The 24,252-nt window shown below is 74.8% G+C and carries 21 protein-coding genes and 1 pseudogene; 9 read left to right on the top strand and 13 right to left on the bottom strand.

Features of this window, described 5'->3' with window-relative positions; genetic code table 11:
- Nucleotides 1–56: 56 nt before the first annotated feature.
- Nucleotides 57–728 (bottom strand): HD domain-containing protein, encoded by a 672-nt coding sequence (locus BS75_RS18145; RefSeq protein ID WP_081983305.1) that lies wholly within the window; start codon nt 726–728, stop codon nt 57–59.
- 155 nt (nt 729–883) lie between these two features.
- Here BS75_RS18145 and BS75_RS18140 point away from each other — a divergent pair, with 155 nt between their 5' ends.
- On the top strand, nt 884–2,224 hold the full coding sequence (locus BS75_RS18140) for an aldehyde dehydrogenase family protein (protein ID WP_034088988.1): 1,341 nt from the start codon (nt 884–886) through the stop codon (nt 2,222–2,224).
- A gap of 317 nt (nt 2,225–2,541) precedes the next feature.
- Entirely contained in the window at nt 2,542–3,249 is a 708-nt protein-coding gene (locus BS75_RS18135) for a copper homeostasis protein CutC (RefSeq protein WP_034088987.1), read from the top strand.
- Between the two features lie 32 nt (nt 3,250–3,281).
- Here the strand turns inward: BS75_RS18135 and BS75_RS18130 are convergent, their stop codons facing one another.
- A complete protein-coding gene (locus BS75_RS18130; RefSeq protein WP_034088986.1) occupies nt 3,282–5,393 on the bottom strand; it encodes a HelD family protein in 2,112 nt (703 codons plus the stop codon).
- Between the two features lie 346 nt (nt 5,394–5,739).
- Here BS75_RS18130 and BS75_RS18125 point away from each other — a divergent pair, with 346 nt between their 5' ends.
- Nucleotides 5,740–6,057 carry a hypothetical protein gene (locus tag BS75_RS18125; protein WP_034088985.1) on the top strand — a complete coding sequence of 106 codons (318 nt, stop codon included), beginning with the start codon at nt 5,740–5,742 and terminating at the stop codon, nt 6,055–6,057.
- A gap of 170 nt (nt 6,058–6,227) precedes the next feature.
- On the top strand, nt 6,228–6,941 hold the full coding sequence (locus tag BS75_RS18120; RefSeq protein ID WP_152645913.1) for a DUF4232 domain-containing protein: 714 nt from the start codon (nt 6,228–6,230) through the stop codon (nt 6,939–6,941).
- Nucleotides 6,942–6,960: 19 nt separating this feature from the next.
- Here the strand turns inward: BS75_RS18120 and BS75_RS18115 are convergent, their stop codons facing one another.
- The 3 genes from BS75_RS18115 to BS75_RS18105 form a co-directional block, all read right to left on the bottom strand.
- Nucleotides 6,961–8,613: a DNA repair helicase XPB gene (locus BS75_RS18115; protein WP_034088983.1), complete on the bottom strand. Its 1,653-nt coding sequence runs from the start codon at nt 8,611–8,613 to the stop codon at nt 6,961–6,963.
- A gap of 97 nt (nt 8,614–8,710) precedes the next feature.
- The gene (locus tag BS75_RS18110) at nt 8,711–9,757 is read right to left on the bottom strand and encodes an alpha/beta hydrolase (protein WP_081982416.1); all 1,047 of its coding nucleotides are present in this window, start codon (nt 9,755–9,757) and stop codon (nt 8,711–8,713) included.
- 95 nt (nt 9,758–9,852) lie between these two features.
- On the bottom strand, nt 9,853–12,273 hold the full coding sequence (locus BS75_RS18105) for a helicase-associated domain-containing protein (RefSeq protein ID WP_034088982.1): 2,421 nt from the start codon (nt 12,271–12,273) through the stop codon (nt 9,853–9,855).
- 233 nt (nt 12,274–12,506) lie between these two features.
- On the opposite strand from BS75_RS18105, the gene BS75_RS18100 reads away from it, so the two are divergent.
- On the top strand, nt 12,507–13,532 hold the full coding sequence (locus BS75_RS18100) for a hypothetical protein (RefSeq protein WP_034088981.1): 1,026 nt from the start codon (nt 12,507–12,509) through the stop codon (nt 13,530–13,532).
- Here the strand turns inward: BS75_RS18100 and BS75_RS18095 are convergent.
- Nucleotides 13,519–14,472, bottom strand: coding sequence for a class I SAM-dependent methyltransferase (locus tag BS75_RS18095; protein WP_052069518.1), 954 nt, complete (start codon nt 14,470–14,472; stop codon nt 13,519–13,521). The two genes, BS75_RS18100 and BS75_RS18095, sit on opposite strands and share 14 nt — an antisense overlap.
- A 116-nt stretch (nt 14,473–14,588) precedes the next feature.
- On the opposite strand from BS75_RS18095, the gene BS75_RS18090 reads away from it, so the two are divergent.
- Nucleotides 14,589–15,215 (top strand): HAD family hydrolase, encoded by a 627-nt coding sequence (locus BS75_RS18090; RefSeq protein WP_034093281.1) that lies wholly within the window; start codon nt 14,589–14,591, stop codon nt 15,213–15,215.
- On the opposite strand, the gene BS75_RS18085 is transcribed toward BS75_RS18090, so the two are convergent.
- On the bottom strand, nt 15,216–15,455 hold the full coding sequence (locus BS75_RS18085) for a hypothetical protein (protein WP_034088980.1): 240 nt from the start codon (nt 15,453–15,455) through the stop codon (nt 15,216–15,218). It lies immediately after the preceding gene.
- Between the two features lie 399 nt (nt 15,456–15,854).
- On the opposite strand from BS75_RS18085, the gene BS75_RS51510 reads away from it, so the two are divergent.
- Nucleotides 15,855–16,238: a cold-shock protein gene (locus BS75_RS51510; RefSeq protein WP_034088979.1), complete on the top strand. Its 384-nt coding sequence runs from the start codon at nt 15,855–15,857 to the stop codon at nt 16,236–16,238.
- Between the two features lie 31 nt (nt 16,239–16,269).
- Here the strand turns inward: BS75_RS51510 and BS75_RS18075 are convergent, their stop codons facing one another.
- The 4 genes from BS75_RS18075 to BS75_RS18060 are packed head-to-tail and all read right to left on the bottom strand — an operon-like array spanning nt 16,270 to nt 19,893.
- Nucleotides 16,270–17,145 carry a 1,4-dihydroxy-6-naphthoate synthase gene (locus BS75_RS18075; RefSeq protein WP_034088978.1) on the bottom strand — a complete coding sequence of 292 codons (876 nt, stop codon included), beginning with the start codon at nt 17,143–17,145 and terminating at the stop codon, nt 16,270–16,272.
- A gap of 34 nt (nt 17,146–17,179) precedes the next feature.
- Nucleotides 17,180–17,929: a futalosine hydrolase gene (locus BS75_RS18070; RefSeq protein WP_152645914.1), complete on the bottom strand. Its 750-nt coding sequence runs from the start codon at nt 17,927–17,929 to the stop codon at nt 17,180–17,182.
- 32 nt (nt 17,930–17,961) lie between these two features.
- Nucleotides 17,962–18,519, bottom strand: coding sequence for a hypothetical protein (locus tag BS75_RS44455; RefSeq protein ID WP_052069517.1), 558 nt, complete (start codon nt 18,517–18,519; stop codon nt 17,962–17,964).
- 27 nt (nt 18,520–18,546) lie between these two features.
- Entirely contained in the window at nt 18,547–19,893 is a 1,347-nt protein-coding gene (locus BS75_RS18060) for an MFS transporter (RefSeq protein WP_042438307.1), read from the bottom strand.
- A gap of 382 nt (nt 19,894–20,275) precedes the next feature.
- Here BS75_RS18060 and BS75_RS43410 point away from each other — a divergent pair.
- Nucleotides 20,276–21,231 (top strand): annotated as a pseudogene (locus BS75_RS43410) (DUF3027 domain-containing protein).
- 73 nt (nt 21,232–21,304) lie between these two features.
- Here the strand turns inward: BS75_RS43410 and BS75_RS18050 are convergent.
- Together BS75_RS18050 and BS75_RS18045 are read right to left on the bottom strand one after the other, a co-directional pair.
- The gene (locus BS75_RS18050) at nt 21,305–22,387 is read right to left on the bottom strand and encodes an isopenicillin N synthase family dioxygenase (RefSeq protein ID WP_034088975.1); all 1,083 of its coding nucleotides are present in this window, start codon (nt 22,385–22,387) and stop codon (nt 21,305–21,307) included.
- Between the two features lie 32 nt (nt 22,388–22,419).
- Entirely contained in the window at nt 22,420–22,863 is a 444-nt protein-coding gene (locus BS75_RS18045; RefSeq protein ID WP_034088974.1) for a nucleoside deaminase, read from the bottom strand.
- Nucleotides 22,864–23,001: 138 nt separating this feature from the next.
- On the opposite strand from BS75_RS18045, the gene BS75_RS18040 reads away from it, so the two are divergent.
- Nucleotides 23,002–24,252 carry a PucR family transcriptional regulator gene (locus BS75_RS18040; RefSeq protein WP_034088973.1) on the top strand — a complete coding sequence of 417 codons (1,251 nt, stop codon included), beginning with the start codon at nt 23,002–23,004 and terminating at the stop codon, nt 24,250–24,252.

The following is a 24,252-nucleotide window of genomic DNA, read 5'->3' as shown; positions in this document are numbered from 1 at the left end:
GGCGCCCTCGCCCGACCGCTCCCTCAACCGACCGCGCCCTGAACCGACCGGTGCCCTCAGCCGCCCAGTTCGGCCAGCTCGGCCTCCAGATTGGCCCGCGCCCGGACGCCGTAGGCCGCCGCGGCGGCCGGGGTGCGGTAGAGCCGGGGGAGGGCGAGCAGCTGCCGCAGCACCGCCGCCCGGCCGGTCCGGAACTCCGGGTCCGGGACGAAGCCGTACTCGGCGCGTACCGCCGCCGCGTAGGCGGCGTAGGCCGCCGCCGGGCCGCCGAGGACGGCCAGGTCGGCGTCGCAGAGCAGCGCGCCGTCGGCGTCGTCGGGCGCGGGGTCGTGCGCGGCCGTCAGCCGGACCAGCCGGGCCGTCCCGGCCACGGCGGCGGCCGGCAGCCCCAGCTCCGGCAGGACGCGCTCGGCCAGCCGGGCGCTGCGCTCCTCGTTCTCGCTGCGCTCCGGCGCGTAGACGGCGTCGTGGAACCAGGCGGCGAGCCGGGCGGTGTCGGCGTTTCCCGCCGCGCCGGCGTCGGCCAGCTCGTCGAGCACGGTCAGCACCGCGTCCAGATGGCGCAGCGTGTGGTACCGGCGCCAGGGCTCGGACCAGCGGCGCAGCAGTTGGTCGCCGTAGGGCGCGGGGTCGGGTCCGGCGCCGGGGCGGACCCGGTGGACCAGCTCGGTCCAGCGTTCCAGCAGGGCGGCGGCGAGTGCGGTATCGGGGTGGGGCAGCGAGGACATGGGGCCATTCTGCGCCGTGGAGCGGCCGTTCGGGGAGGTGGTCGGCATGTATTGTTGACATTATCAACTATTGAGGTTTACCGTCGAAACATGCCGACCAGAGGCCGGCACCGCGCGTCGAACGCGTCCACCCCCACGCACCGATGAGGCACCCCATGAGCACTGCCCCCGCCGCCCCCCGTGCCGCCGCCGAGCAGCCCGCCGAGCTGGTCGCGCGGCTGCGCGCCACCTTCCGCAGCGGCCGGACCAGGCCGCTGGACTGGCGCACGGAGCAGCTGACCCGGCTGCGCGCGCTGCTGACCGAGAACCGGGCCGAGCTGGTTGAGGCGCTGCACCAGGACCTGGGCAAGCCGGAGGCGGAGGCGTCCGGCGCGGACATCGACCTCCCGGTCCGGGAGATCGACCACACCCTGGCGCACCTGGCCGAGTGGCTGGCCCCGCAGCCGGTCGACGTGACCGGGGTGTTCGGCGCCGACGCCACCGCCGGCACCCGGCTCGACCCGCTGGGCACGGTGCTGGTGATCGCGCCCTGGAACTACCCGGTGCAGCTACTGACGGTGCCGCTGGCGGGCGCGCTGGCGGCGGGCAACACCGTGGTGGTCAAGCCGAGCGAGCTGGCCCCGGCCACCTCGGCCGCGCTGGCCCGGCTGATCCCGCGCTACCTGGACCCGGAGGCGGTGGCCGTGGTCGAGGGCGCGGTGCCGGAGACCACCGCGCTGCTGGAGCAGCACTGGGACCACATCTTCTACACCGGCAACGGCGCCGTCGGACGGATCGTCATGCGCGCCGCCGCCGAGCACCTGACGCCGGTCACCCTGGAGCTGGGCGGCAAGTCCCCGGTGTTCGTGGACGCGGATGCGGACCTCGACGCCGCCGCGCGCCGGCTGGCGCAGGCCAAGTTCGCCAACGCCGGCCAGACCTGCGTCGCCCCGGACTACGTGCTGACCGACCCGGCCACCGCGCGCCGGCTGGAGCCGGCCCTGGCGCGGGCGGTCGAGGAGCTGTTCGGCGCCGACCCGCAGCAGTCGCCCCGCTACGGCCGGATCGTCAACGAGCGGCACTTCGACCGGGTGTCCGGGCTGCTGGACTCCGGCCGCACCGTCACCGGCGGGACCCGTGACCGGGCCGACCGCTACATCGCGCCGACGGTGCTGGCAGGGGTGGCGCCGGACGCCCCGGTGATGCGGGAGGAGATCTTCGGCCCGGTGCTGCCGATCGTCGAGGTCGACGGACTGGACGCGGCCATCGACTTCATCAACGACCGGGACAAGCCGCTGGCGCTCTACGGCTTCACCGGGAACGCGGCCACCCGCCGCCGGCTGGCCGAGGAGACCTCCTCCGGCGGACTGGGCTTCGGCGCGCCGATGGCGCACCTGCGGGTGCCCGAGCTGCCCTTCGGCGGGGTCGGCGAGAGCGGCATGGGCGGCTACCACGGACTGCTCTCGGTGGAGACCTTCAGCCACCGCAAGGCCGTGCTCGACGTGCCGCTCGGCTGAACGGCGTACGGACGACGGCGGAACAGCGGCCCCGGGGTCGGCCCCCGGGGTCGAACCCCCGGGGCCGCCGCCACCTGCGGACACGCCCGCCGGCCGGCCGCCGCGCCGGTCCGCCGCGCCCCGGCCCGGCGCAGAAGTCGTCATGTTCCTGTCGGCCCTGAGATGCGGGGAAGCCCTTGCAGGATCTACGCTGACCCCAGTGGACTAGACCTGTTGTCGTTGTGTCGTGGAACTTCAGCGCCGCTGGGACCGACGGCCGAGAGAGATTGCACGCACCTGACCAGCATTGCCGGGTGCGCGATGAGAAAGGGTGTCACGTGAGCAACCGTGCAATCTTCGAGGTGATCGCCACCTCCGCGCAGGATGCGGTGGCGGCGGCCGCCGGTGGCGCGGACCGCCTGGAGCTGGCCGGCGACATGAGCGCCGACGGGCTCACCCCCTCGGTGGAGGAGTTCGCCCGCATCCGCGCGGCGGTCCACATCCCACTCCGGGTCATGCTGCGCGACGGCGACGGATTCGTCCCGCGCGACCTCGACGGCCTCTGCGCCACTGCCGGGCAACTGCGCGCCGAGGGGGCGGAGGAGTTCGTCCTCGGCTTCCTCACCCCCGACGGCGAGGTCGACCTGGACGCCGTCCGCACCGTCCTCGACGCCATCCCCGGCTGCCGCTGGACCTTCCACCGGGCGCTGGACAACGCCGCCGACCGCTGCGCCGTCCGCGCCGCCATCGACGGGCTGCCCGGCCTCGACACCGTCCTCACCGCCGGATCGTCGGCCGGCGTGGCCTCCGGCCTGGACGTCCTCGCCAACGAGGTGGCGCTGTCCGGCAAGCCCGGCTACCAGCCGCAGATCCTCGTCGGCGGCGGACTGAAGACCCATCAGGTGGCCGGGCTGCGTTCGCTGGGCGTGGACGGCTTCCACGTCGGCGGCATGGTCCGCACCGGCGGTTGGGACACCCCGGTCGACACCGGCCTGGTCCAGCAGTGGCGCCGGCTGGTCGACGCCGAGGTCGGCGCCGCCGCGTAGCGGGCGGCCCCGGCCGGGGCCGCCGCCAGGCCCTACCCGGCCAGCGCGTCCGGCAGCGGACGGGAGTGCAGCACCGTCAGCCCCGAGACCGGACGGGTCAGGCAGACGTAGAGCCGGCGCAGGCCGGTGCGCACGTCCGGCTCGCCGTCGACGATCCCGGCCGGCTCGTCCAGCACCACGTAGTCGTACTCCAGACCCTTGGCCAGCGAAGCCGGGACGAGGGTGAGCCGGGCCTCGGCCGAGGTCTCCTCGCCCGGCGCCAGGTACGGCAGGCCGGCCGCGTCCAGCAGGGCGGCCAGCCGGGGCACCCGGGCGTCGGCGGCGATCAGGCCGATCGAGCCCTCGTGCCGCAGCGACTCCCGGCAGGCGTCCAGCACGGCCGCGTCGAGCGCGGCGGAGGCTGCGCCGGGGTCCTCGGCAGGGTCCTCGGCAGGCTCGGCCGGGGCCACCTGACGGATCGACAGGGCGCCCTTCGACTCACGCACCGACTCGGCCGGCTCCAGGTCCGGCGCGATGCCGGGCAGCAGCCGCGAGGCGAAGGTGATCACCTCGCTCGGCACCCGGAAGGTCTTGGTCAGCGGCTCGATCCGGGAGCCCGGCTTGCCCAGGTGCGCCAGCGCCTCGGCCCAGGTCGCGGTGGACCACGGGGTCGTGCCCTGGGCGATGTCGCCCAGCACCGTCGCCGAGCCGGTGGTGCAGCGCCGGCCGACCGCGCGGTACTGCATCGGCGACAGGTCCTGCGCCTCGTCGAGCACCACATGGCCCAGCGAGTGGGTGCGTTCCACCAGGTCCCTGGCCTCGTCCACCAGCACCGCGTCCGCCATCGACCAGGGCGCGGAGCGCAGGCTGCGCGGCGGCTTCGCCCACAGCACCAACTGCTGCTCCTCGGGCGTCAGCAGGCCCTCGGCGCACTCGGCCAGGAACTCGGCGTCGCTCAGCAGCCGGAAGACCAGCTTCGCCGGGTCCACCACCGGCCAGACCGCCTTGACCGCGGCCTTCACCGCGGCATTGCGGGCCACCGCGTCCTGCACCCGGTCGTCCGGGGCCTCGCCGCCGTTCTCCATCTTCACCAGCACCGCGTGCGCGATCCGCTGCGGCAGCGCGGCCAGTGCCGCGCCGTAGCGGATGTCCCGCTCCGCCAGCTCGCGGACGATCTCCTCCAGCTCGTAGGCCGGGACCCGCCAGCGCCGGGAGCCGCGGACCACCACGCAGGGCTCGGTCGGCATCCGGATGCCGGCCCGGACGGCCCGGCGCAGCACCTGCGCCATCCGGGCGTCGCCCTTGACCACGGCGGTGTCGGCCGGGTCCGCACCGGTCACCGCGACATGGTCGACCAGCTCCTCGACGGTGGCCTGGGCGACGTCCAGCTCGCCCAGGGCCGGCAGCACCTGCTCGATGTAGTGGAGGAAGGACCGGTTCGGGCCGATGACCAGGGTGCCGGTGCGGGCCAGCCGCTCCCGGTGGGCGTAGAGCAGGTAGGCCACACGGTGCAGGCCCACGGCGGTCTTCCCGGTGCCGGGCGCGCCCTGGACGCAGACGGTGCCGTGGATGTCGGCCCGGACGATCTCGTCCTGCTCGGGCTGGATGGTGGCGACGATGTCGCGCATCGGCCCGACGCGGGGGCGCTCGATCTCGGCGGCCAGCAGCGCGCTGCCGGTGTCGGCCTCGGTGGCGTCGGTGAGGTGCTCGTCCTCGTAGGCGGTCAGCTCGCCGCCGGTGTAGCCGAAGCGCCGGCGCAGCCCGACGTCCTGCGGGTCCTTGCGGCTGGCCCGGTAGAACGGCTGGGAGACCGGCGCGCGCCAGTCGATGACCATCGGGTCGCCGTCGGCGTCGTGGACGTGCCGCCGACCGATGTAGAACTGCTCTCCCTCGGCCAGGTCGATGCCGGGCGCGTGGAGGTAGTCGAGCCGGCCGAAGAACAGCGGGGTGTGCGCCAGGTCGGCGAGGGCCTTGATCCGGTCGCTGATCTCGCGCTGCAGGATCACCGCGTTGACCCAGTTGGCGGCGACGTCGGAGATGTCCAGCGACTCCACGTCGGTGCGCATGGCGCGCAGCGCGGCGCGGGAGGCGGAGAGGTGGGCGCGTTCGCGGTCGAGCGGATTGCCGCTGCCGACGGAGGTGGACGGGGGCGTGGGCGTGGACACGGGGGAGCCTTCCCGGCTGCGGAACACCGGGGGGTGCCCGGCACGCAGCGGTCTCAAATTTCTGCGATGGAGTTTGAGAGCCACCCGGTTCCGACCGGATGGCGCACTCCCCAAGCACCGGCGGTCGAACCGCAGGGCCGCGCGGTGGGGGAGGCGGCAGACGCGACATCCTAGACGGTGTCCCGCGCGCACGCGAACCGATTGGGCCCGGGCGCCGCCCGGCGGCTCTCAGGGAAAACCCTGATCCGGGCAGGAGAGCCGTACCTCTGGAGGAGGACCGCAGGCCGGCGGCCGGTTCGGCCTTCGGGGCGACGCCCGGACAGCTGCGAAAACCTACCGTGGAGTCATGGCTACCACACCGATCGACTCCGAGGTCGTGGCAGTCGGCGGCACCGCCCCCGACCCCGCCGAGGCCCGCACCGAGACCCACAACGAGACCCGCACCGACAGCTGCACCCAGACCCGGCACGACCCCCGCGCCCGGACCCGGCCCAGCCACCACGGGACGCACGGCGACGCCTCGGCCCACGCCCCGGCCGGCGCCCACTCCGCCTCCGGGCGCAGCCGGCATCCGCTGCGCTGCGCGCTGCGGAACACCGGGATCGTCCTCGACACCGCCTGGCGGGTGGTGCTCCTCGGCGACGAGGGCATGAAGGCCCGCTAGCAACGGCAACAGCAACGGCAACAGCAACAGCACCGGACCGGGACATCTTCACGGCTGGGTCACAGCCCCGCCGCCGGGGAAACCGATGCTGCGCACACCGCGTGATTCCCGATGAGCAACGATCGGTGATCACGGCGCGGGCCGGGACGCCAATGGCCCAGGGAGTTCTGATGCGTCTTCAGCGGACAGCGACAATTGCGGTGGCGGCTCTGCTCGGTGGTTTCGCGCTCAGCGCCTGCAGCGGCAGCACGGGTGCCACGGCCGCACCCGGCGCCTCGGCGAGCGGCGCGTCCGTCCCGTCGGCGGGTGCCTCGGCGGGTGCGTCGGCGGGTGCCTCCGCAGGCGGCCCCGCCGGGAGCGGCGGGAGCGGGAGCAGCAGCGGTTCGAACGGCGGGGCCACGCCGACCTCCGGCGCCTCCGGCTCGACCAACGCCACCACCACCGGGGCCGACAGCAGCCGCTGCCACACCACCGACCTCGGCTACAGCTGGGCCACGGGTGGCGACGCCGTCCCCAACAGCGACTCCAGCCAGCAGCAGAGCGCCGTGGTGATCCTCAAGAACACCAGCGGCCACACCTGCTCGATGCACGGCTTCCCCGGCGTCGACCTGGTCAACAGCGGGATCCAGTGGCCGCTGGTGCGCAGCTCGCAGCAGCCGGTGACGATCACCCTGCACCCGGGCGACTCCACCCAGTTCACCGTGCACTTCCTGCCGTGGACGGCGGAGGGCAATGTGGCGAGCAACGACTTCGCGGCGACCACGCTGGTGATCACCCCGCCGAACGAGACCACCTCCTACGACCTGCCCTGGCGCTGGGGCAACGTGCTGCTCCAGGACGGCGCGACCCACCCCGGCACCTTCATCAGTCCGATCGGCGACTGATGCCGGGGGGCCGGTCGGCTCAGACGTCGTCGCCGGCCAGCACGTCGTCCGCGTCGACGATCCGGTAGGCGTAGCCCTGCTCGGCCAGGAAGCGCTGCCGGTGCGCGGCGAAGTCCTGGTCGACGGTGTCCCGGGCGACCACCGAGTAGAAGTGGGCGGTGTGCCCGTCCGCCTTCGGCCGGAGCACCCGGCCGAGGCGCTGGGCCTCCTCCTGCCGGGAGCCGAAGGTGCCGGAGACCTGGATGGCGATGGTCGCCTCGGGCAGGTCGATGGAGAAGTTGGCGACCTTGGAGACCACCAGCACGGTGATCTCGCCGTTGCGGAAGGCGTCGAAGAGCTTCTCCCGCTGCGGGTTGCTGGTCTCGCCCTTGATCACCGGGGCGTTCAGCGCCTCGCCCAGCTCGTCCAGCTGGTCGATGTACTGGCCGATGACCAGGGTCGGGATGCCCCGGTGCTTCTCCACCAGGGCCTGGGTGACCCTGCGCTTGGTGGCGGTGGTCGCGCAGAAGCGGTAGCGCTCCTCGGGCTCGGCGGTGGCGTAGGCCAGCCGCTCGGAGTCGGTCAGGGTGACCCGGACCTCGCAGCAGTCGGCCGGTGCGATGTAGCCCTGGGCCTCGATCTCCTTCCAGGGCGCGTCGAAGCGCTTGGGGCCGATCAGCGAGAAGACGTCGCCCTCGCGGCCGTCCTCGCGGACCAGGGTCGCGGTCAGCCCGAGCCGGCGGCGGGCCTGGAGGTCGGCGGTGAAGCGGAAGATCGGCGCGGGCAGCAGGTGCACCTCGTCGTAGACGACCAGGCCCCAGTCACGGGAGTCGAAGAGCTCCAGGTGGGCGTAGACGCCCTTCCGCTTGGTGGTCATCACCTGGTACGTGGCGATGGTGACCGGGCGGATCTCCTTCCGGGTGCCGCTGTACTCGCCGATCTCGTCCTCGGTCAGCGTGGTCCGCTTGACCAGCTCGTGCTTCCACTGCCGGGCCGAGACGGTGTTGGTGACCAGGATCAGCGTGGTCGCCTTGGCGGTGGCCATCGCCGCCGCCCCGACCAGGGTCTTCCCGGCCCCGCAGGGCAGCACCACCACGCCGGAGCCGCCGTGCCAGAAGCCCTCGACCGCCTGCTGCTGGTAGGGGCGCAGCTCCCAGCCGTCCTGGTCCAGCTCGATCGGGTGCGCCTCGCCGTCGACGTAGCCGGCCAGGTCCTCTGCCGGCCAGCCGAGCTTCAGCAGCACCTGCTTGATCTGCCCGCGCTCGGAGGGGTGGACGGCCACGGTGTCGGCGTCCAGCCGCTGCCCGACCAGCGGGATGATCTTCTTGGAGCGCAGCACCTCCTCCAGCACCGGGCGGTCGGTCGAGGTCAGCACCAGCCCGTGGACCGGGTGCTTGGACAGCGTCAGCCGCCCGTAGCGGGCCATGGTGTCGGCGATGTCGACCAGCAGCGCGTGCGGCACGGGGTAGCGCGAGTAGGTCACCAGCGCGTCGACGACCTGCTCGGCGTCGTGCCCGGCGGCGCGGGCGTTCCACAGTCCGAGCGGGGTGACCCGGTAGGTGTGGACGTGCTCCGGCGCGCGTTCCAGCTCGGCGAAGGGCGCGATCACCCGGCGGCAGTCGGCGGCCTTGGGGTGGCCGGTCTCCAGCAGCAGGGTCTTGTCGGACTGGACGATCAGCGGTCCATCGTTCACGTGCGGGTCCTCCGGTGGGTGCCGAGCGCGGGGCGGACCCTCCAGTGTGACGCATCCGCGCCCCGGCGCGGAGCGCGGATGCGCGGACCGCGCTGGTTCAGCCCGCGGTGGGCGGGGAGAGGTGCTGGGTGAGGTACTCCAGCGTGGTCGGGATCAGCCGCTTGAAGTCCGAGGTGAGGTGCTGGGCGTTGGGCAGCACGTAGTAGGTCAGCTTGACCGAGGGCGAGCTCTTCGCGGCGTGGACGAACGCCTGGACCACGTTCTCCTCGTAGGCCTCGCCGCCGCCGGCGGTGACCAGCATGCTGACATCGGCGGTGCTGTGGGCCACCATCAGCTGCGGGGCGTTGGCGACCCAGTCCGCGTGGTGGCCCTTCCAGTAGAGCGAGTCCGGCAGGAAGTAGCCGTCGATCGGGACGGCGGCGGCGAAGGTCTGCGGGAACTGCAGCGCGAGCTTGGCGCTGCACAGGCCGCCGGTCGAGGCGCCCATCACACCCCAGCCGTTGCGGCTGGTCAGGGTGCGGAAGTTGGCCCGGGCGAAGTCGGGGACGTCGACGCCCATCCAGGTGCCCATCTTCTGGTGGCCCGGGATGTCGCTGCAGTCCAGCAGCCGGTTCTCGTCCTCGTGGAAGTTCTGGATCGGCATGACCATGATGAACGGGCTGGCCTTGCCCTGCTTGGCCAGCGAGACGTCGTCGACCAGCAGCGGCAGCTGGCCCTGGTCGGTCCAGGTGTTGTAGCCGTCGCTGGCGCCGCCCGAGTACGCGGTGACCACCGGGAAGCCGTAGGCGGCGTACTTCGGGTCGTTGTACTGCGGCGGCAGCCAGACCCAGACCTTGCCGGAGACGCCGGACTTGGCGCCGTGCAGGGTGGTCTCGTAGATCGGGCCGACCGAGGTGGTCTCGAACAGCTTCAGCGCCGCCTTCGGACCGGTCGGCAGCGACACCGTGGTGTTCGAGGGCGAGGGCGCCGGGGTGGACGGAACCGCCGCCGGGCTCGACGGGGCGGTGGTCGCCGGGCTCTGCGAGCCCGCCTTCGGGGCGGAGGAGCCGCAGCCGGTCAGCAGCAGCGCGGCGGCTGCGGTCGCGGTTATGGCAGCCGTCAGGCCACCCCGGAGGGCACGGGGACGACGGGTGGTCTCAGGCATGGCGGGGCGCTCCGAGGAAGGGGACGGACGTGGTGCGAGACGCGTGTCCGTTCCCGACCGGTTCCGCGAACTGTCAGGAGAATCCTAGACAACTCTCAGGAGTCCTCGGCCAACTCTGCGACACCAGTGATCCGATGCAAGCTGAACGTTTGCATTTCCTCGCGTGCCTGGTCATAGGCGGTCACGAAGCCGCCGGCCACCCGGACCGGCTCCACCACCCGCTGGCTGGCCGAGCCCTCCGCGTTCACATAGCCGATCCAGACCCGCTCGCCGGTCAGCACCGCCGTCTGCAGCGCCGCCAGGGTCTCGGCGGCGGCCGTGCGCGGCAGCTCCGCGGGGGCGGCCCCGGGCTCCCGGTGCACCGCCGTGGCCGCCCGGTCGCCGGCCCGGACGCTCCGCACCGCCGCGCCCAGCAGCGCCGCCGACACCGGCGGCGGTCCGTCCGGCACCGGGACCGGCGCGCTGCGCGGCGGGGTGCGGCGGGCGTCGGGGCGGGAGATCAGCACATCGCCGTCGGGCGACTCCGCCGCCGGGGCGTAGCCCATCGTCCGCAGCTGGGCCAGCACGGTCACCGGGTCGGCCTGCGCCGCCAGCACGGTCGGCGCCAGCCGCCGCAGCCGCAGCTGGGCCGCCCGCCGGTCCGCCAGCAGCTCCGCCAGCAGCGCGTCGTCGTCGCAGCGCAGGTAGGCCGAGGCCGCGCCGACCCGGAGCCGGCCGTGCCGCCGGGCCACGTCGTCGACCAGGTAGGTCAGCGGCTGCGGGACCGGGGTGCTGGAGTGGGCGGCCAGGAAGGCGTGCAGCTCGTCGGCGGTCCGCCCGGCGTCCAGCGCCCGGCGGACCGAGTCCGGGGTGAACCGGTAGACCGTCGCCCCGCCCTTGGACTCGACGTCGGCCGCGACCGCGAGGGTCTGCGCCAGCGGGGTGTGCAGCGGTCCCGGGGCGATCGCGGTCAGGTCCGGCTGCAGGATCACCTGGTCCAGCGGCTCGGGCAGCAGCGGGGCCAGCGCCGCCGTCGGGTCCTGGCCGGCGGCGAGCGGCGCGGCGTAGGAGGCGAGGGCGCCGCGTCCGCTCAGGCCGAGCCGTTCGGCCTCGGCGAGGGTCCAGTCGACCAGCCGGTCCCGGGTGGCGCCGCCGCGCAGCGGGTGCTGCCAGCGCAGCCGCTCCAGCAGCGAGGCCGGTTCCGGGACCGAGCCCGGCGGCAGCTCGGCCAGCTCCCGCAGCACGGCGCGGCGCAGCTCGGGCGCGATCGAGCGGTCGAGCCCGTCGCCGAGCGCGGAGAGCACCCGGTCCTTGGCGTCCCGGCTGCCGACCAGCGCGGCGACCCGGGTCGCCGCCAGCCAGCCCCGGGCCAGCAGCAGCCAGCGCTCGGCGACCGGCTGCCGCAGCCACTCGTCGAACAGCGGGGTCGGCATCCACCGCTCGGCGGCCTCGCCGTCGGCGGCGAGCAGCCCGGCGCCGAAGGCCAGCTCCAGCCAGAAGGCGGCCTCGGCCTCCGGCAGGTCCAGGGCGGTCGCGGTGCGGCGCAGCTCCCGGACGCCGAGGCCGCCGGTGCGCAGCACGGCGGGCGGTTCGGCGCTCCACAGGTCCAGCGCCTCCTCGACGGTCCGCACGGCGGTGAACGCCTGCGCGGCTGCGGCGCGGTCGGTCTGCCCCGGGTCGTGCCGGGCCGCCGCTGCCACGGCCGGGGGCTTCGGCTCGACCTGCCGGTGGGCGCGTCCGCCGCGCAGGTGCAGCGCCACCTCGCGCGGCAGGACCACGTTGTCGGGGCCCGAGGGCAGCAGCGCGCCCCGGGCCAGCAGCCACTCGACGGGGGTCCTGGCCTCGGCGGCGCGGACCCCGCGGGCGGGCGTGGCACCGTTCGGCGGACCCCACATCAGCCGCCGCAGCACGTCCTTGACCCCGGGAATCGCGGTGGCGAGCAGCGCCTCCGCCCGCTCGCGGTCCGCCCACAGGGCGGCCAGCGCGGCGACGGCGCTGACCGGGTCGTGGGTGGCGGGCAGCCCGGCGTCGGCCAGGACGTCCTGGAGCCGCCCCGGGGAGAGCCCGGCGGCGGCCTCGGCGAAGGGCGGGCCGAGCCCGGTCGGCCCGGGGGTGCCGCCGGTGGGCGCGAGCACGTCGCGGGCGGTGCGGACCAGTCGCGGCCGGTCGGCGGGGCCCCAGACCAGGGCCTGTTCCCGGAGCACCGCCAGCGGTGCGGTCGGTCGGGCGCCGTCCAGCAGCGCGGTCAGCACCGGGAGCGGGCTGTCGTCGGGGGCGACCGCCAGCGCCTCGGCGGTCTGCAGGGTGAAGCGGTCCAGCCGCTCCAGCGCGCGCACCACGGAGGCGCGGGTGGACAGCCGGGTGGCGAGCTGGGTGAGGTCGCCGGGCACGGGGTTGAGCAGGTCGGGGCGGGCGCGGAGCAGCGCGGCGAGGCCGTCGTCCGGCCGGGCGCGCAGCTCCTCCGCGAGGGTGCGCGGCGCGGTGGTGCGCGGTGCGGGGTCGGCGCTGCCGTTCTGCCCGCTTCTTCGGCTGCTCATCCGACCCAGGCTAGTCCCGTCCTTCGGCGGAAGGCCATTCAGCGCGGATCGCCCGCCCGGGAGCTTCCGACGGGCCGCGCGCCGGGCCGCACGCCGGAACGGGGGCGGTTCCGGTGCCGTCCGGCGCCCCGGGTGGTGCCGGGGATAACGCCTGGATCAGCGGGTACGCACGAGAGCAGCGCCCTATGCTTCGGGGCGGGGCAGCTGGGGAGCCGACCGGGAGGGGCGTCGTCATGGGTATCGAGAGCGACCAGATCGTCTACGACTACCTGAGCCGGGTCGGCGATCTGGCCCAGGCCACCAGCCTGACCGCCGCCGAGCGGTCCCGGCTGGTCGCCGGCCTCCGACAGGACATCGACGGCCGACGCGGCGGCTCCTCCGGGGCGGACCGGGCCGAGACCTCGGCGGTGCGGAAGATCCTCTCCGGTCTCGGGACGCCGGACGAGGTGGTCCGGCAGGCCGTGCACGGCGGGGTGCCGGGCGCCGAGCCGGAGGGGGAGGCCGCGCAGCGCCCGGCGGTGCCGAGACCGGGTCCCTCGATTCCGTGGCGGTACACCGTCTCGCCGGCGGATCTGCCGGTGCCTCCGGAGCCGGCCGGCTCCGCCGAGCCCGCCGGCCCCGGCGCCGACCCCGGCTCCGGCTCGGGTGCGGGGGGCGGTGGCGGCTTCGTGGGCGGGGGCCGGGCGGGGACGTACGGGCCGGAGATGCCCGGCTGGTCCGCCACCTACTCGCCCGACTTCCTCGGCCTGGAGGAGGAGCCGGGGCCGGGCGTGCCCGCCCCCCGGCAGCCGGTCGAGGACGACTTCGACGAGGGCGCCGCCGCGGAGCAGGACGGGACCGCCGGGGACGCCGCCGCGGAGCCGCGCGGCTCACTGCTGCGCCGGCTGCTCCGGCCGTCCGGCCGCCGTCCGGCCGCCGCGCCCTCGGCCCCGCGCGGGCGGCTGCCGCTGGTGGAGGCGCTGGCGGCGCTGGTGCTGGCGTCCGGCGCGGTGCTGGACCTCTGGTACGTGGTGCTGCTGGGCTGGTTCTTCGCCTACTCCGCCCGGCGGCTCGGCCTCAGTACCGCCCGGGTCGCCTCGATCTGGATCCCGGTGGCGGCGGCCCTGGTCTTCGGCTTCCAGCTCTACTCCCAGGTCCACGGGCACCAGTTGAGCAATGACGCGGCCAGGTCGGCGCTGACCTCCGCCGCCGGGCTGTGGCTGCGGACCTCGGCGGGCTGCTCGGCGCTGTACCTGGCCTGGCGGATCAGTCGGCGGTAGGACCGGCCGGGCCGGGCCCGGTGCTGCCGGTCCCCGAAGTGCCGGTCCCCGAGGTGCTGATCCCCGAAGTACTGATCCCCGAAGTGAAGCGGACGCCGGTGCGCCGGGTCAGCACCCCGTCCACGGCCAGGCCGTCGACCACGGCGAAGGCGGCCGCCTTCGCCTCCGCCCGGCGCTGCTCGGGGATCTTCTCCAGGGCGCCGCGGACCCCGGACGCCCAGACGGAGGCCCACCACGCCTCGGCGTCGGCGACCGTGGCGACGTGCTCGTCCTCGACCGTGCGCACCTCGGCGAAGCCGGCCCGGTCCATGGTCGCGCTGATGCCGTCCAGGGTGTCGAAGCGGCCGTTGCCGCCCTTGACGGTGGTCGGCAGGGCTCCGGGCGGGGGGTCCTGGAAGGCCAGGGCGGCGTGGAGGGCCGTCTGCCAGCCGGTCTGCTCCGGACACAGGGTGGTCATCGCGAACCGGCCGCCGGGCACCAGCACCCGCCGCACCGCCGCCAGCACGGCCTCCGGCTCCGGGGTGATGAACATCATCAGCCCGGCGGTGACCGTCTCGAAGGAGTGGGAGGGGAATCCCGGGTCCTCCGCGTCGCCGACCCGGACCGCGACATTGCGCAGCCCGCGTCCGGCCGCCTCGGCGGCGGTGGCGTGGACCATCCCGGAGGAGAGGTCGATCCCGGCCGCGTAGCCGTCGGGGCCGACGGCGTCGGCGGCGGCGAAGAGCACCGCGCCGCGGCCGCAGCCCAGGTCCAGCACCCGGTCCCCGGGCTTGATCCCGGCGAAGGCCGTCAGCCGTCGGCCGAGGCTCCGGAAGAAGTCGCCGCCCGCCGTGCCGTAGACCGGCGCGACCAGGTCGAATCCATGGGCGATGGACGCCTTCCGCTCCGTCCGGGCCCGCTCTGCTGCTGCCTCTGCTGCTGCCTGCTCTGTGGTCGGCATCCTGCCATGGTGGCTCTGAGTGATGTGGGTCACAAGAGCTGTAGCCGGAGGAATCCGGACAGTCTGCGCCCGGCGGGCCGGCGGACGCGGAGGGGCCGCGCCGTACAGTGATCGTCATGAACTCACGAGCGGGTCTCACCGTCGGATTCGACCTCGACATGACGCTGATCGACTCGCGGCCCGGGATCAAGGTCGCCTACGACCTGCTCTCCGCCGAGACCGGGGTGCCGATCGACAGCGACCTGGTGGTCGGCCGACTGGGCCCGCCGGTCGAGCAGGAGATCGCCAACTGGTTCCCGGCCGAGGCCGTCGACCGGACGGCGGACCGCTACCGCGCCATCTACGCCGAGCACGCCGTGGCCGGCTGCCTGGCGCTGCCGGGTGCGCACGCGGCCATCGCCGCCGTCCGCGCCCACGGGGGCCGCGCCATCGTGGTCACCGGCAAGTACACGCCCAACGCCCGGCTCAACCTGGACGCGCTGGGGCTGGACGTGGACGCCCTGCACGGCCTGGTCTTCGGGCCGGAGAAGGGGACGGTGCTCCGCGCCGAGGGCGCCGCCGTCTACGTCGGCGACCACCTCGGCGACATCGTCGGCGCGCTGGCGGCCGAGGCCGTCCCGGTCGGGGTCAGCACCGGGCCCTACGACGCCGCCGCGCTGACCGAGGCCGGTGCGGCCGTGGTCCTGGCGGACCTCACCGACTTCCCGGACTGGCTGGCCGGCCACCTGGCCGCCCGGGTCTGATCAGCCGCGGGCCGCGACCGCGCTGCGCCGCTGGCTGCGGGCCGAGGTCAGCAGCCCGGCCAGGGCCACGGCGAAGCCCAGCGGCATCACCATGCAGACGAAGTACGCGGGCGTCGGCAGCCGGTGCAGGTGGAGGAAGAGCGGGGCCACCGTCACGACGGTGGCGACGGCGCCGATCAGGAACAGGATCGCGCCGACCCGGACCAGGGAGTCGCCGGGCTTCGGAGTTTCGGTAGTCACGGCACCACGATACGTCCGCCGCGATCTCCCCGGCGCCGTCCCCGGCCGGGGGGTTAAGCCGGTACTCCCGCCGGGTATGCACGTCACGCACGGGGACTGTGCGGCGACCACCAGTGGTCGCCGCCCCCGCGGACGGATCGATCGGGGGTGTGCCAATTGGCTGCGACAGCACGACGCTTCCGGCGTCCCGCGGATCCCGGCGCCCCCTGGGGACGATGGCTCCCTCCGGGGGAATTCGCTCGATCATCACGGTGCCGACCTGGAACAATGGCCCGTCCCTGATCCACCCGGAACCCACCGGAGCCTGCCGTCACCGCACGGTCCGGCGTCCGGCGGCCGGGCGCAGTTCCGCTCCACCCACACTGTTCTCTCTCCGACTCACCAGCGACGAGGTCCCTGATGCCCACGGGCAAGGTCAAGTGGTTCAACACCGAGAAGGGCTTCGGCTTCCTCTCCCGCGACGACGGCGGCGACGTCTTCGTCCACTCCAAGGCGCTCCCGGCCGGGGTCGAGGCGCTGAAGCCCGGTCAGCGGGTGGAGTTCGGCGTGGTCGCGGGCCACCGGGGTGATCAGGCGCTGTCGGTGACGCTGCTGGAGGACGCGCCCTCGCTCGCGGCGGCCAACCGGCGCAAGCCGGACGACCTCGCACCGATCGTCCAGGACCTGACCACGCTGCTGGAGCGGATCCTGCCCGGACTGCAGCGCGGCCGGTACCCGGAGAAGCAGGCCGGCCACCAGGTCGCGACGCTGCTGCGGGCGGTCGCGGACCAGCTGGACGTCTGAGACCGCCCCGCCCGCGTCGGCGGTTCCGGCGTCAGGCCCCGGGGAAGTCCAGCGCCCCCGGGGCCGTCGCCGGCACCAGCCCGGCTGCCGCCGCCCGCTCCAGCAGGCCGCGCACGGCCGCGTAGCCGTCCTCGCCCAGGTCGGCGGTGAAGTCGTTCACATACAGCGCGATGTGCTGGTCGGCGACGGCCGGGTCCATCTCCTGCGCGTGCTCCAGCACATAGCCCCGGCTGGCCTCCGGGTTCGCCCAGGCGTAGCGGACGCTGGCGCGGATCGCCGAGGCCAGCTCGGCCAGCCGCTCCGCGCCGAGCGAACGGCGGGCGACGATCGCGCCGAGCGGGATCGGCAGTCCGGTCGCGGCCTCCCAGGCCTCGCCCATGTCGGCGAGCGAGCGCAGCCCGTAGCGCTGGTAGGTGAACCGGGCCTCGTGGATCACCAGCCCGGCGTCGACCCTGCCGTCGCCGACGGCCGGCATGATCTCGTCGAAGGGCAGCACCACGATCCCGCCCAGGCCGCCGGGCACCGCCTCCGCCGCCCACAGCCGGAACAGCAGGTAGGCGGTGCTGCGCTCGCTGGGCACCGCGATGGTCCGGCCGGCCAGGTCGGCCGGGTCCGCCGAGGCGTCCGGGCCGGTGAGCACCAGCGGGCCGCAGCCGCGTCCCAGCGCGCCGCCGCAGGGCAGCAGCGCGTACTCCTCCAGCACCCAGGGCAGCGCCGCGTACGAGATCTTCAGCAGGTCCAGCTCGCCGCGCTCGGCGAGCCCGTTGGTGACGTCGATGTCGGCGAAGGCCACCTCCGGCGCCAGTGGGCTCGGCACCAGGCCGTGCGCCCAGGCGTGGAAGGTGAAGGTGTCGTTCGGGCAGGGCGAGTAGGCCGTGCTCAGGCTGGTGCTGCTGGTGCCGGTCATGCGGCGGCTCCTGTGGAGGGTTCGGCGGGCTGGTTCAGCCGGTCAGGTCGGCGTAGGGCAGGTGCGCGAAGACCCGTTCCAGGGTGGCGAACGCCTCGCCCATCCGCCAGGCCGCCCGGTCGCGGGGGCCGACGGCGTTGGAGACGGACCGCAGCTCCAGCACCGGGACGCCGTGCGCGGCGGCGGCCTCGGCCACCCCGAAACCCTCCATGGCCTCGGCCACCGCGCCCGGGTGGCGGTCCGTCAGGGCGGCGGCGCGCTCGGCGCTGCCGGTGACCGTGGACACGGTCAGCACGGTGCCCAGCGCGGTCGGCACTCCGGCGCCGCGCAGTCGGCGGGCGACCTGCTCGGCATGGACGGTCGTGTGGCGGACCCGGCCGAAGCCGAGTGCGGCGGCGTCGGCGAAACCCTCGGGGGTGTCCGCGCCGAGGTCGGCGGCGACGATCGCCTCGGCGGCCACGGCGCAGCCCAGCGGCGCGGCCGGGGCGAAGCCGCCGGCGATCCCGGCGGAGACGGCCAGCCGGTAGGCCCACGGGGGGGCGGCGGTCGGGCCGCCGGCGGTCAGGGCCGCTGCGGTCAGCGCGGTGGCGGTGGCCGCGGCGGCGGCCGCCGGGCCGACCCCGGCGGCCAGGACGTCCACCGGGCCGCAGCGCGTCAGCAGCAGCCCGCCCGGCAGGGCGACCTCCACCGGCCCGGTGTGCCCCAGGGCCGTCGTCACGCCGCGCAGCACCGCCGCCGCCTCGGGGGCGACGGCGGTCACGACGAGCAGGCGCGGCAGTGGCATCGGGTCCGCCGGGTCCGACCGGTGAGCGGTCGTCAGCTCGGGTCCTGCTTGATCAGGAAGTACCAGAGGCCGTAGACGTTGGTCCCGTCGCCCTCGGTGACCTGGATCGGCACGGAGGTCATGGCCGCCGGCGCGCTGGTCTGCCCGGCCTGCTGGGCGGCCTGCTGCTCGGCGCTGTTGGCGGTCGCGATCAGCGTGGCGGCGGAGAGGTTGCCCGCGTAGGAGCGGTTGGTCTGCGCGACCGGCTGGCTGCCGATGCTCACGGCCGACCAGCCCTTGTCCGCGCCGATCTTGTCCATGTTGATGGAGTAGTTCGCGTTCGGGGCGACGGTGATCGTCTTCAGCTTCCCGGCCTTGACCAGGGTGACGTAGTCCGCCTGGCAGCTCTTCTGCTGGTTCACCGTGAGCGGCTTGCCGGCGTTGTAGCAGTGCGCGGTCGGGGCCAGCTGGGTCCAGTTGGCGCCGGTGGTCACGGCGACCTTGGGCACGGGCTTGCCGTAGTGGTTGGCAAGGGCGGCGGAGGCGCCGACCGTGGCGACGCCCACGACGGCGACGGCTCCGAGGGCGAGGACAGCACGGTTGATACTCATGGTGCTGAGGCTACCCGGCCTCCGCGATCAAGCCACGTCGGGGGCACCCGCGACCCGCCGGGACGCGGGCGGCAGTCGGAGCAGCCCGTGCACGGTCAGCACCAGTGCGAGCAGCAGCAGTCCGGCCGCCGTGCTCGCGCCGACCCGGCCGATCAGCGGCAGCACGATGCCGAGGCCGCCGCCGAGCACCCAGGCCAGCTGCATCAGCGTCTCCGAACGGGCGAAGGCCGAGGTTCTGACCCGTTCGGGCACGTCCCGCTGGATCAGCGAGTCCAGGGCGACCTTGCCCAGCGACTGGGTCACTCCGGCGGTGCCCGCCAGCAGGGTCAGGGTGAGGATGCCGTAGAAGACGGCGGCGGCGACGGCCGCCGCAGCGGCGACCGCCAGCAGGAATGTGACCAGGATCTCAGGCCCCCGGGAGCGCAGCCAGGAGCCCAGCGCCGTCCCCAGGGCGTTCCCGACGCCCAGCGCGCCGACCACGATGCCCAGCGCCGCCGTCGACGGCAGGCCGCTCGCCGGGTGCACCCGCAGCAGGAACGCGAGGAAGAACGTCAGGAACCCGGACAGCCCGCGCAGGGTGCCCTCCGCGCCCAGCGCCAGCACCACCGAGGGCCCCACCGCCCGCAGCCGGAGCCGGGGTTCGTCCGGGGGACGGGTGTGCAGCAGCGCCCGCTCCTCGTCCTTGGCCAGGTCCACCTGGTGCGGCAGCTGGAAGGCCAGCAGCGCGCCGCCCAGGTAGACCAGGAAGGCCCCGCGCAGCGGCCAGTCCGGGCCGACCAGGTGCAGCAGCCCGCCGACCGCGCCGGCCAGCCCGGTGGCCAGCAGCCCGGCCAGGGTCACCCGGGCGTTGGCCTTCACCAGCGTCACCCGGGCCGGCAGCAGCCGGGGCACGACCACGCTGCGGACCACCCCGTAGGCCTTGGAGGCGACCAGCACGCCCAGTGCCTCCGGGTAGACGGCCAGGCCGCCGCCGGCGATGGAGCTGGTCATCATCCAGGCGATGGCGGCCCGGGCCAGCATCGACAGCGCCATGGCGCTGCGCCGGCCGCTCGGCAGCCGGTCCAGCAGCGGCCCGATCACCGGCGCCAGCAGCACGAACGGCGCCATGGTGATCAGCAGGTAGAGCGCGACCCGGCCCCGGGCCTCGCCGGTCGGCACCGAGAAGAAGATGGTGGACGCCAGCGCCACGGTCACCATCATGTCGCCGGCCGAGTTCACCGCGTGCAGTTCGATCAGCTTGGCCAGGCCCGACTCGCCCGCGCCCTCGGCCGAGGTGGCCCGGCGGATCCGGCGCCCGGTCGCGCCCACGGCCCGACCGGTGCCGACGGCGGTGGCCCCGGCGGCGCGGTGCGCCCGGTCGGCGACCCGGCCCAGCCGTGAATGCCCGCGCCCGACAGCCCGCCCCTCGCCTCCCGCCGGTCCGGACGGGGAGGGGCGCTCCGGGCTCCCGGCCTCGGACTCCGGGGGCGCATCATCGGCCACGAGCCCCATCCTGCCCGACCGGACGGCCTGTCATACGGCATTTCCGGGCCGGACGCGGATCATTCGGCCAGGACAGGACCATCCGCCGCAGGAAAAGGGGTACTGTCCGGCGAGGCGGACCAACCGGTAGCGTGCCCTCTGTCTGCCGTTCGGTTGCGGTGCTCTTCGTCCCGCAGAATGGACGTCCAACACCCTCCGGTGGACAGCCCGCGCCGTGCCGCCCGGAGCCGGTGGCAATCCAGGGGTAAGTCTTTGGGAGAGAATCGATCCTGTGATGAGTGCTGCGACGACGCGAAGCCGTACCCCTGACCGACTCTGTGCCGAAGCTGTCGACTTTGCGCGGGCTGCCGCCGTCGACGCCGCGGGCGAGGCCGCCGTCGGTGAGCACCTGGGTGTGGACGTCGACGGCGAGCGGGTCGTCACCCACTACTTCGCTACCCGCGAATGGGCCTACCGGGGCTGGCGCTGGGCCGTCACGGTGACCCGTGCGTCGCGCAGCAAGCTGGTCACGCTGGACGAAACGGTGCTGCTCCCCGGCCCTGAGGCGCTGGTCGCGCCGCAGTGGGTGCCCTGGAGCGAGCGGCTGCGCCCCGGCGACATGGGCCCCGGCGACCTGCTGCCGACCGACGAGGACGACCTGCGGCTGGAACCAGGCTGGACCGGCGTCGACGAGCCCGCCCCGAACTCCGCGCTGGTCGCGGCGGCCGAGGCGCTGGTCGGCGAGGTCGCCGGGGCCGAGGCCGAGGCGGGGGCCGGGCCGGGGACGCCCCGGTCGCGACGGCGCTCGGCGAGGAGCTGGCGGCGCCGACCAACCGGGGCGCGATCGCGGCGGTCGCCGAGGAGCTCGGCCTGGGCCGGGTCCGGGTGCTGTCCCGGCTCGGGCTGCACCTCGCGGCCGACCGCTGGGAGAAGGACTACGGCGCGCACACCCCGATGGCGCAGGCCGCCCCGGCCGACTGCGCCTCCTGCGGCTTCCTGGTGCCGGTGGCCGGCACCCTCAGCCAGACCTTCGGCATCTGCGCCAACGAGTTCGGCCCCGCCGACGGGCATGTGGTGGCGCTCAACTACGGCTGCGGCGGCCACTCCGAGGCCGCGGTGCTGCCCGCCCCGCCGCAGCCGGTCCCGCCGGTGCTGGACGAGTTCGCGGTCGAGCCGATGCCGCTGCACCCGGACCGCGAGGGCGGCTCGGTCGGCAGCGCCGACCAGGACGAGGAGCTCGGCCACAGCTGAGCCCGCCCGAACGCGGGAGGTGACGCCGCATCAGGGGATGATGCGGCGTCACCTCGCGCGTCGCCGACCGGCGTCAGCCCACGCTGATGGCGTCGAGCTTGCCCCGCAGGTACTCCGACGAGTCCACCGGCTCGTACGCCACCGGTCCGACCGCCCGGCGTCCGGCCGCCACCCCCGGCTGAGGCGCCTCGCGCCGCCACTCCACCGGCGCGACCACCGTGTGCGGGTCGCACTCGTAGAAGTAGACGAGCGACATCAGGTCCTCCTCCGGCGCGTCCGGCGAGGGCGGCAGCACCCGGTGCCGGCCCGAGGTCCAGCGGTCACCGGTCCAGCGCGCCATCAGGTCGCCGATGTTCACGGTCAGTGCGTCCGGGTCGAACGGCGCGTCCTCCCAGACGCCCGCCCGTCGCCCGCCGCCACCCTCGTCCGAGGCGCTTCGCGCCACATCTTCTTCGCCGTCCTCTTCGCCGTCCTCCCCGGCGATCCAGACCTGAAGTCCGCCCCGGCCCTGCTGCCGGTCCAGCAGCGTCACCGTGCCGAAGTCGGTGTGCGGGCCGATCCGGTACTGGCCCGGCTGCGGCTCGCCGACCACGCCGGTGCCCGGGTACCAGTTGACGTTCAGGGTGTAGGTGGGGTGCCGGGTGTGGTCGGTGAAGAAGGTCGGCTCCTGCCCCAGCGCCGCCGCCAGCAGCCGCAGCACCTCGTCCGCGACCACCCGCATCCGCGCCAGGTAGGCCTCCAGGGTCCGCTGCAGCGCCGGGACCTCGTCCGCCGGCCAGCGGTTCGGCTGGAACCAGAAGTCGTCGATCTCGGCGTCGCCGGTCGGCAGGTCCGCGCCGACGGTCCACGACTCCTTCAGGTCCGGCGGGGTCTCGGTGCCCTCCGAGTAGCCGTTCGCCTCCGCGCCCTTCGCCAGCCAGCCGCGTCCGCCGACGCCGACCGCGTAGCGCTGCTTGACCTCGGTCGGCAGCGCGAAGAAGGCCCGGGCGGCGGCCCGGACGCTCTCCCGCATCTCCAGGCTCACCCCGTGGCCGGTGATCAGCAGGAACCCGGCCCGGCTGAGCGCCGCGTCCACGGCGGCGGCGGTACGGGCACGGGCCTCGGGGTCGTCCGACAGCCAGGGGACGAGGTCGATCACCGGTATGCGCGGGGACATGCTGCTCCTCTGTTGGGGGGTGGACGGAACGCCTACTCGCCGATGTCCTCGAACCACAGGTCGGGGCGGGCGGCGATGAACTCGCGCATCAGTGCGGTGCACTCGGGGTCGTCCAGCACGGTGATCTGCACGCCGTGCTCGGCCAGCCACTCGTGGCCGCCGTGGAAGGTCTCGGCCTCGCCGACGACGACCCGGCCGATGCCGAACTGCCGGACCAGGCCGGAGCAGTACCAGCACGGCGACAGGGTGGTGACCATGGTGGTCCGGCCGTAGCCGCGCAGCCGCCCGGCCGCCCGGAACGCCGCCGTCTCCGCGTGCATCGACGGGTCGCCGTCCTGGACCCGGCGGTTGTGGCCACGGCCCAGCAGCTCCCCGTCCGGGCCGAACAGCGCCGCCCCGATCGGGATGCCGCCCTCCGCCAGGCCGAGCCTGGCCTCCTCGACGGCCACGCCCAGGAGCTCCGCAATGTCTGTCATGTCACCACTCTCCCGGCCCGGAAACACCGAGGCAACGTGCGGAAAGTACGCTCCAGCCCACCCCGCGCCCGACATCCTGTCCGTCGGGGGCGACACCCCCGCTCCGCCGCCGTCCGCCACTCGCTCCGGGAGTCTCACATGGCCGCACTGACGCTCCGCGAGATCCTCTCCTTCGACGTGCTCGGCGACGCCGCGCCGGAGATCCTCTGCGGGGAGTCGGAGCTGGACCGCCCCGTGCGCTGGGTGCACTCCAGCGAGATCTACGAGATAGGCCCGCTGCTGTCCGGCGGGGAGCTGCTGCTCACCACCGGCCTCGGCCTGGCCGGCGCGGACGCCGGGGCGCGCCGCCACTACGTCCGCGAACTCGCCGAGCGCGGCGTCGCCGGGATCGCGGTGGAGCTGGGCCGTTCGCTCACCGAGATGCCCTACGAACTGCTCGACGAGAGCCGGAGACGCGGCCTGCCACTGGTCGCGCTGCGCGCCGTGGTCCCGTTCATCCGGATCGCCGAGGCCGCCAACACCGCCATCGTCACCCAGTCGCTGGCCGACCGGCCGCACCCCGCCGCCGACCGCGACGGCCGCGCCGCCGAGCTGCTCGCCGACCTCGCCGCCGGCACCGCCCGCAGCCAGCCCGACGTCCTGGGCCGCTGCCGGGCCCTGGACTTCCGGCCGGAGCGCAGCCACCGGCTGCTCGGGGTCGCCGCGACCGGCCCCGGCGCGGCGGCCGCGCTCGACCGGGCGGCGCTGCTGCTGGACGCCGCGCTGCTGCGCGCCCCGGTCGCGGGCGGACTGGCGGCGCTGCTGGCCGTCCCGGCGGGCGCGGGCGACGCCGTCCGTGCCGCGCAGGCGGCGCTGGCGGCCCCGGGCGCGCCGGGGCTGCCCTGCACGGTGGCCCTGGGCCCGGCCACCCTCGCCGACGCGGCCTGGAGCCGCTGGGGCGAGTCGCTGCGCGAGGCCAGGACCACCCTCGGGCTGGCCCTCACCGTCCCGGCCGCCGAGCCCTCCTGCTGCGCGACCGGGCCCGGCGGGACGCTGGGCGCGCTGGTCACCTCCTCCCGCGCACTGGCGCTGGAACGGCAGCTGACCGGCGAGGGCCTCACCCCCGCCGCCCGCGACCGGCTGGCCCACCTGGTCAGCCGCGCCGTCGGCCCGCTGCTGGAGTGGGAGGCCGCCCACCCCAGCGACCTGGTCCGCACCCTGGAGGTGCACCTCCGCAACGGCTGCAGCCCCACCCGCACCGCCGCCCTGCTGCACGTCGGCCGCCAGTCGCTCTACCAGCGGCTGGAACGCATCGAGTCACTCCTCGGCTTCCCGGTCGGCGACCCCGACGCCCACAGCGAGCTCCTCCTCGCCTGCTGCGCCCACCGGCTGCTGCGCGCGGCGGGCTGA

It is taken from the genome of Streptacidiphilus albus JL83, assembly GCF_000744705.1.
GTDB lineage: Bacteria > Actinomycetota > Actinomycetes > Streptomycetales > Streptomycetaceae > Streptacidiphilus > Streptacidiphilus albus.
Note: the sequence above shows the minus strand (reverse complement) of the source record. Positions and strands in the feature narration are given on the sequence as shown.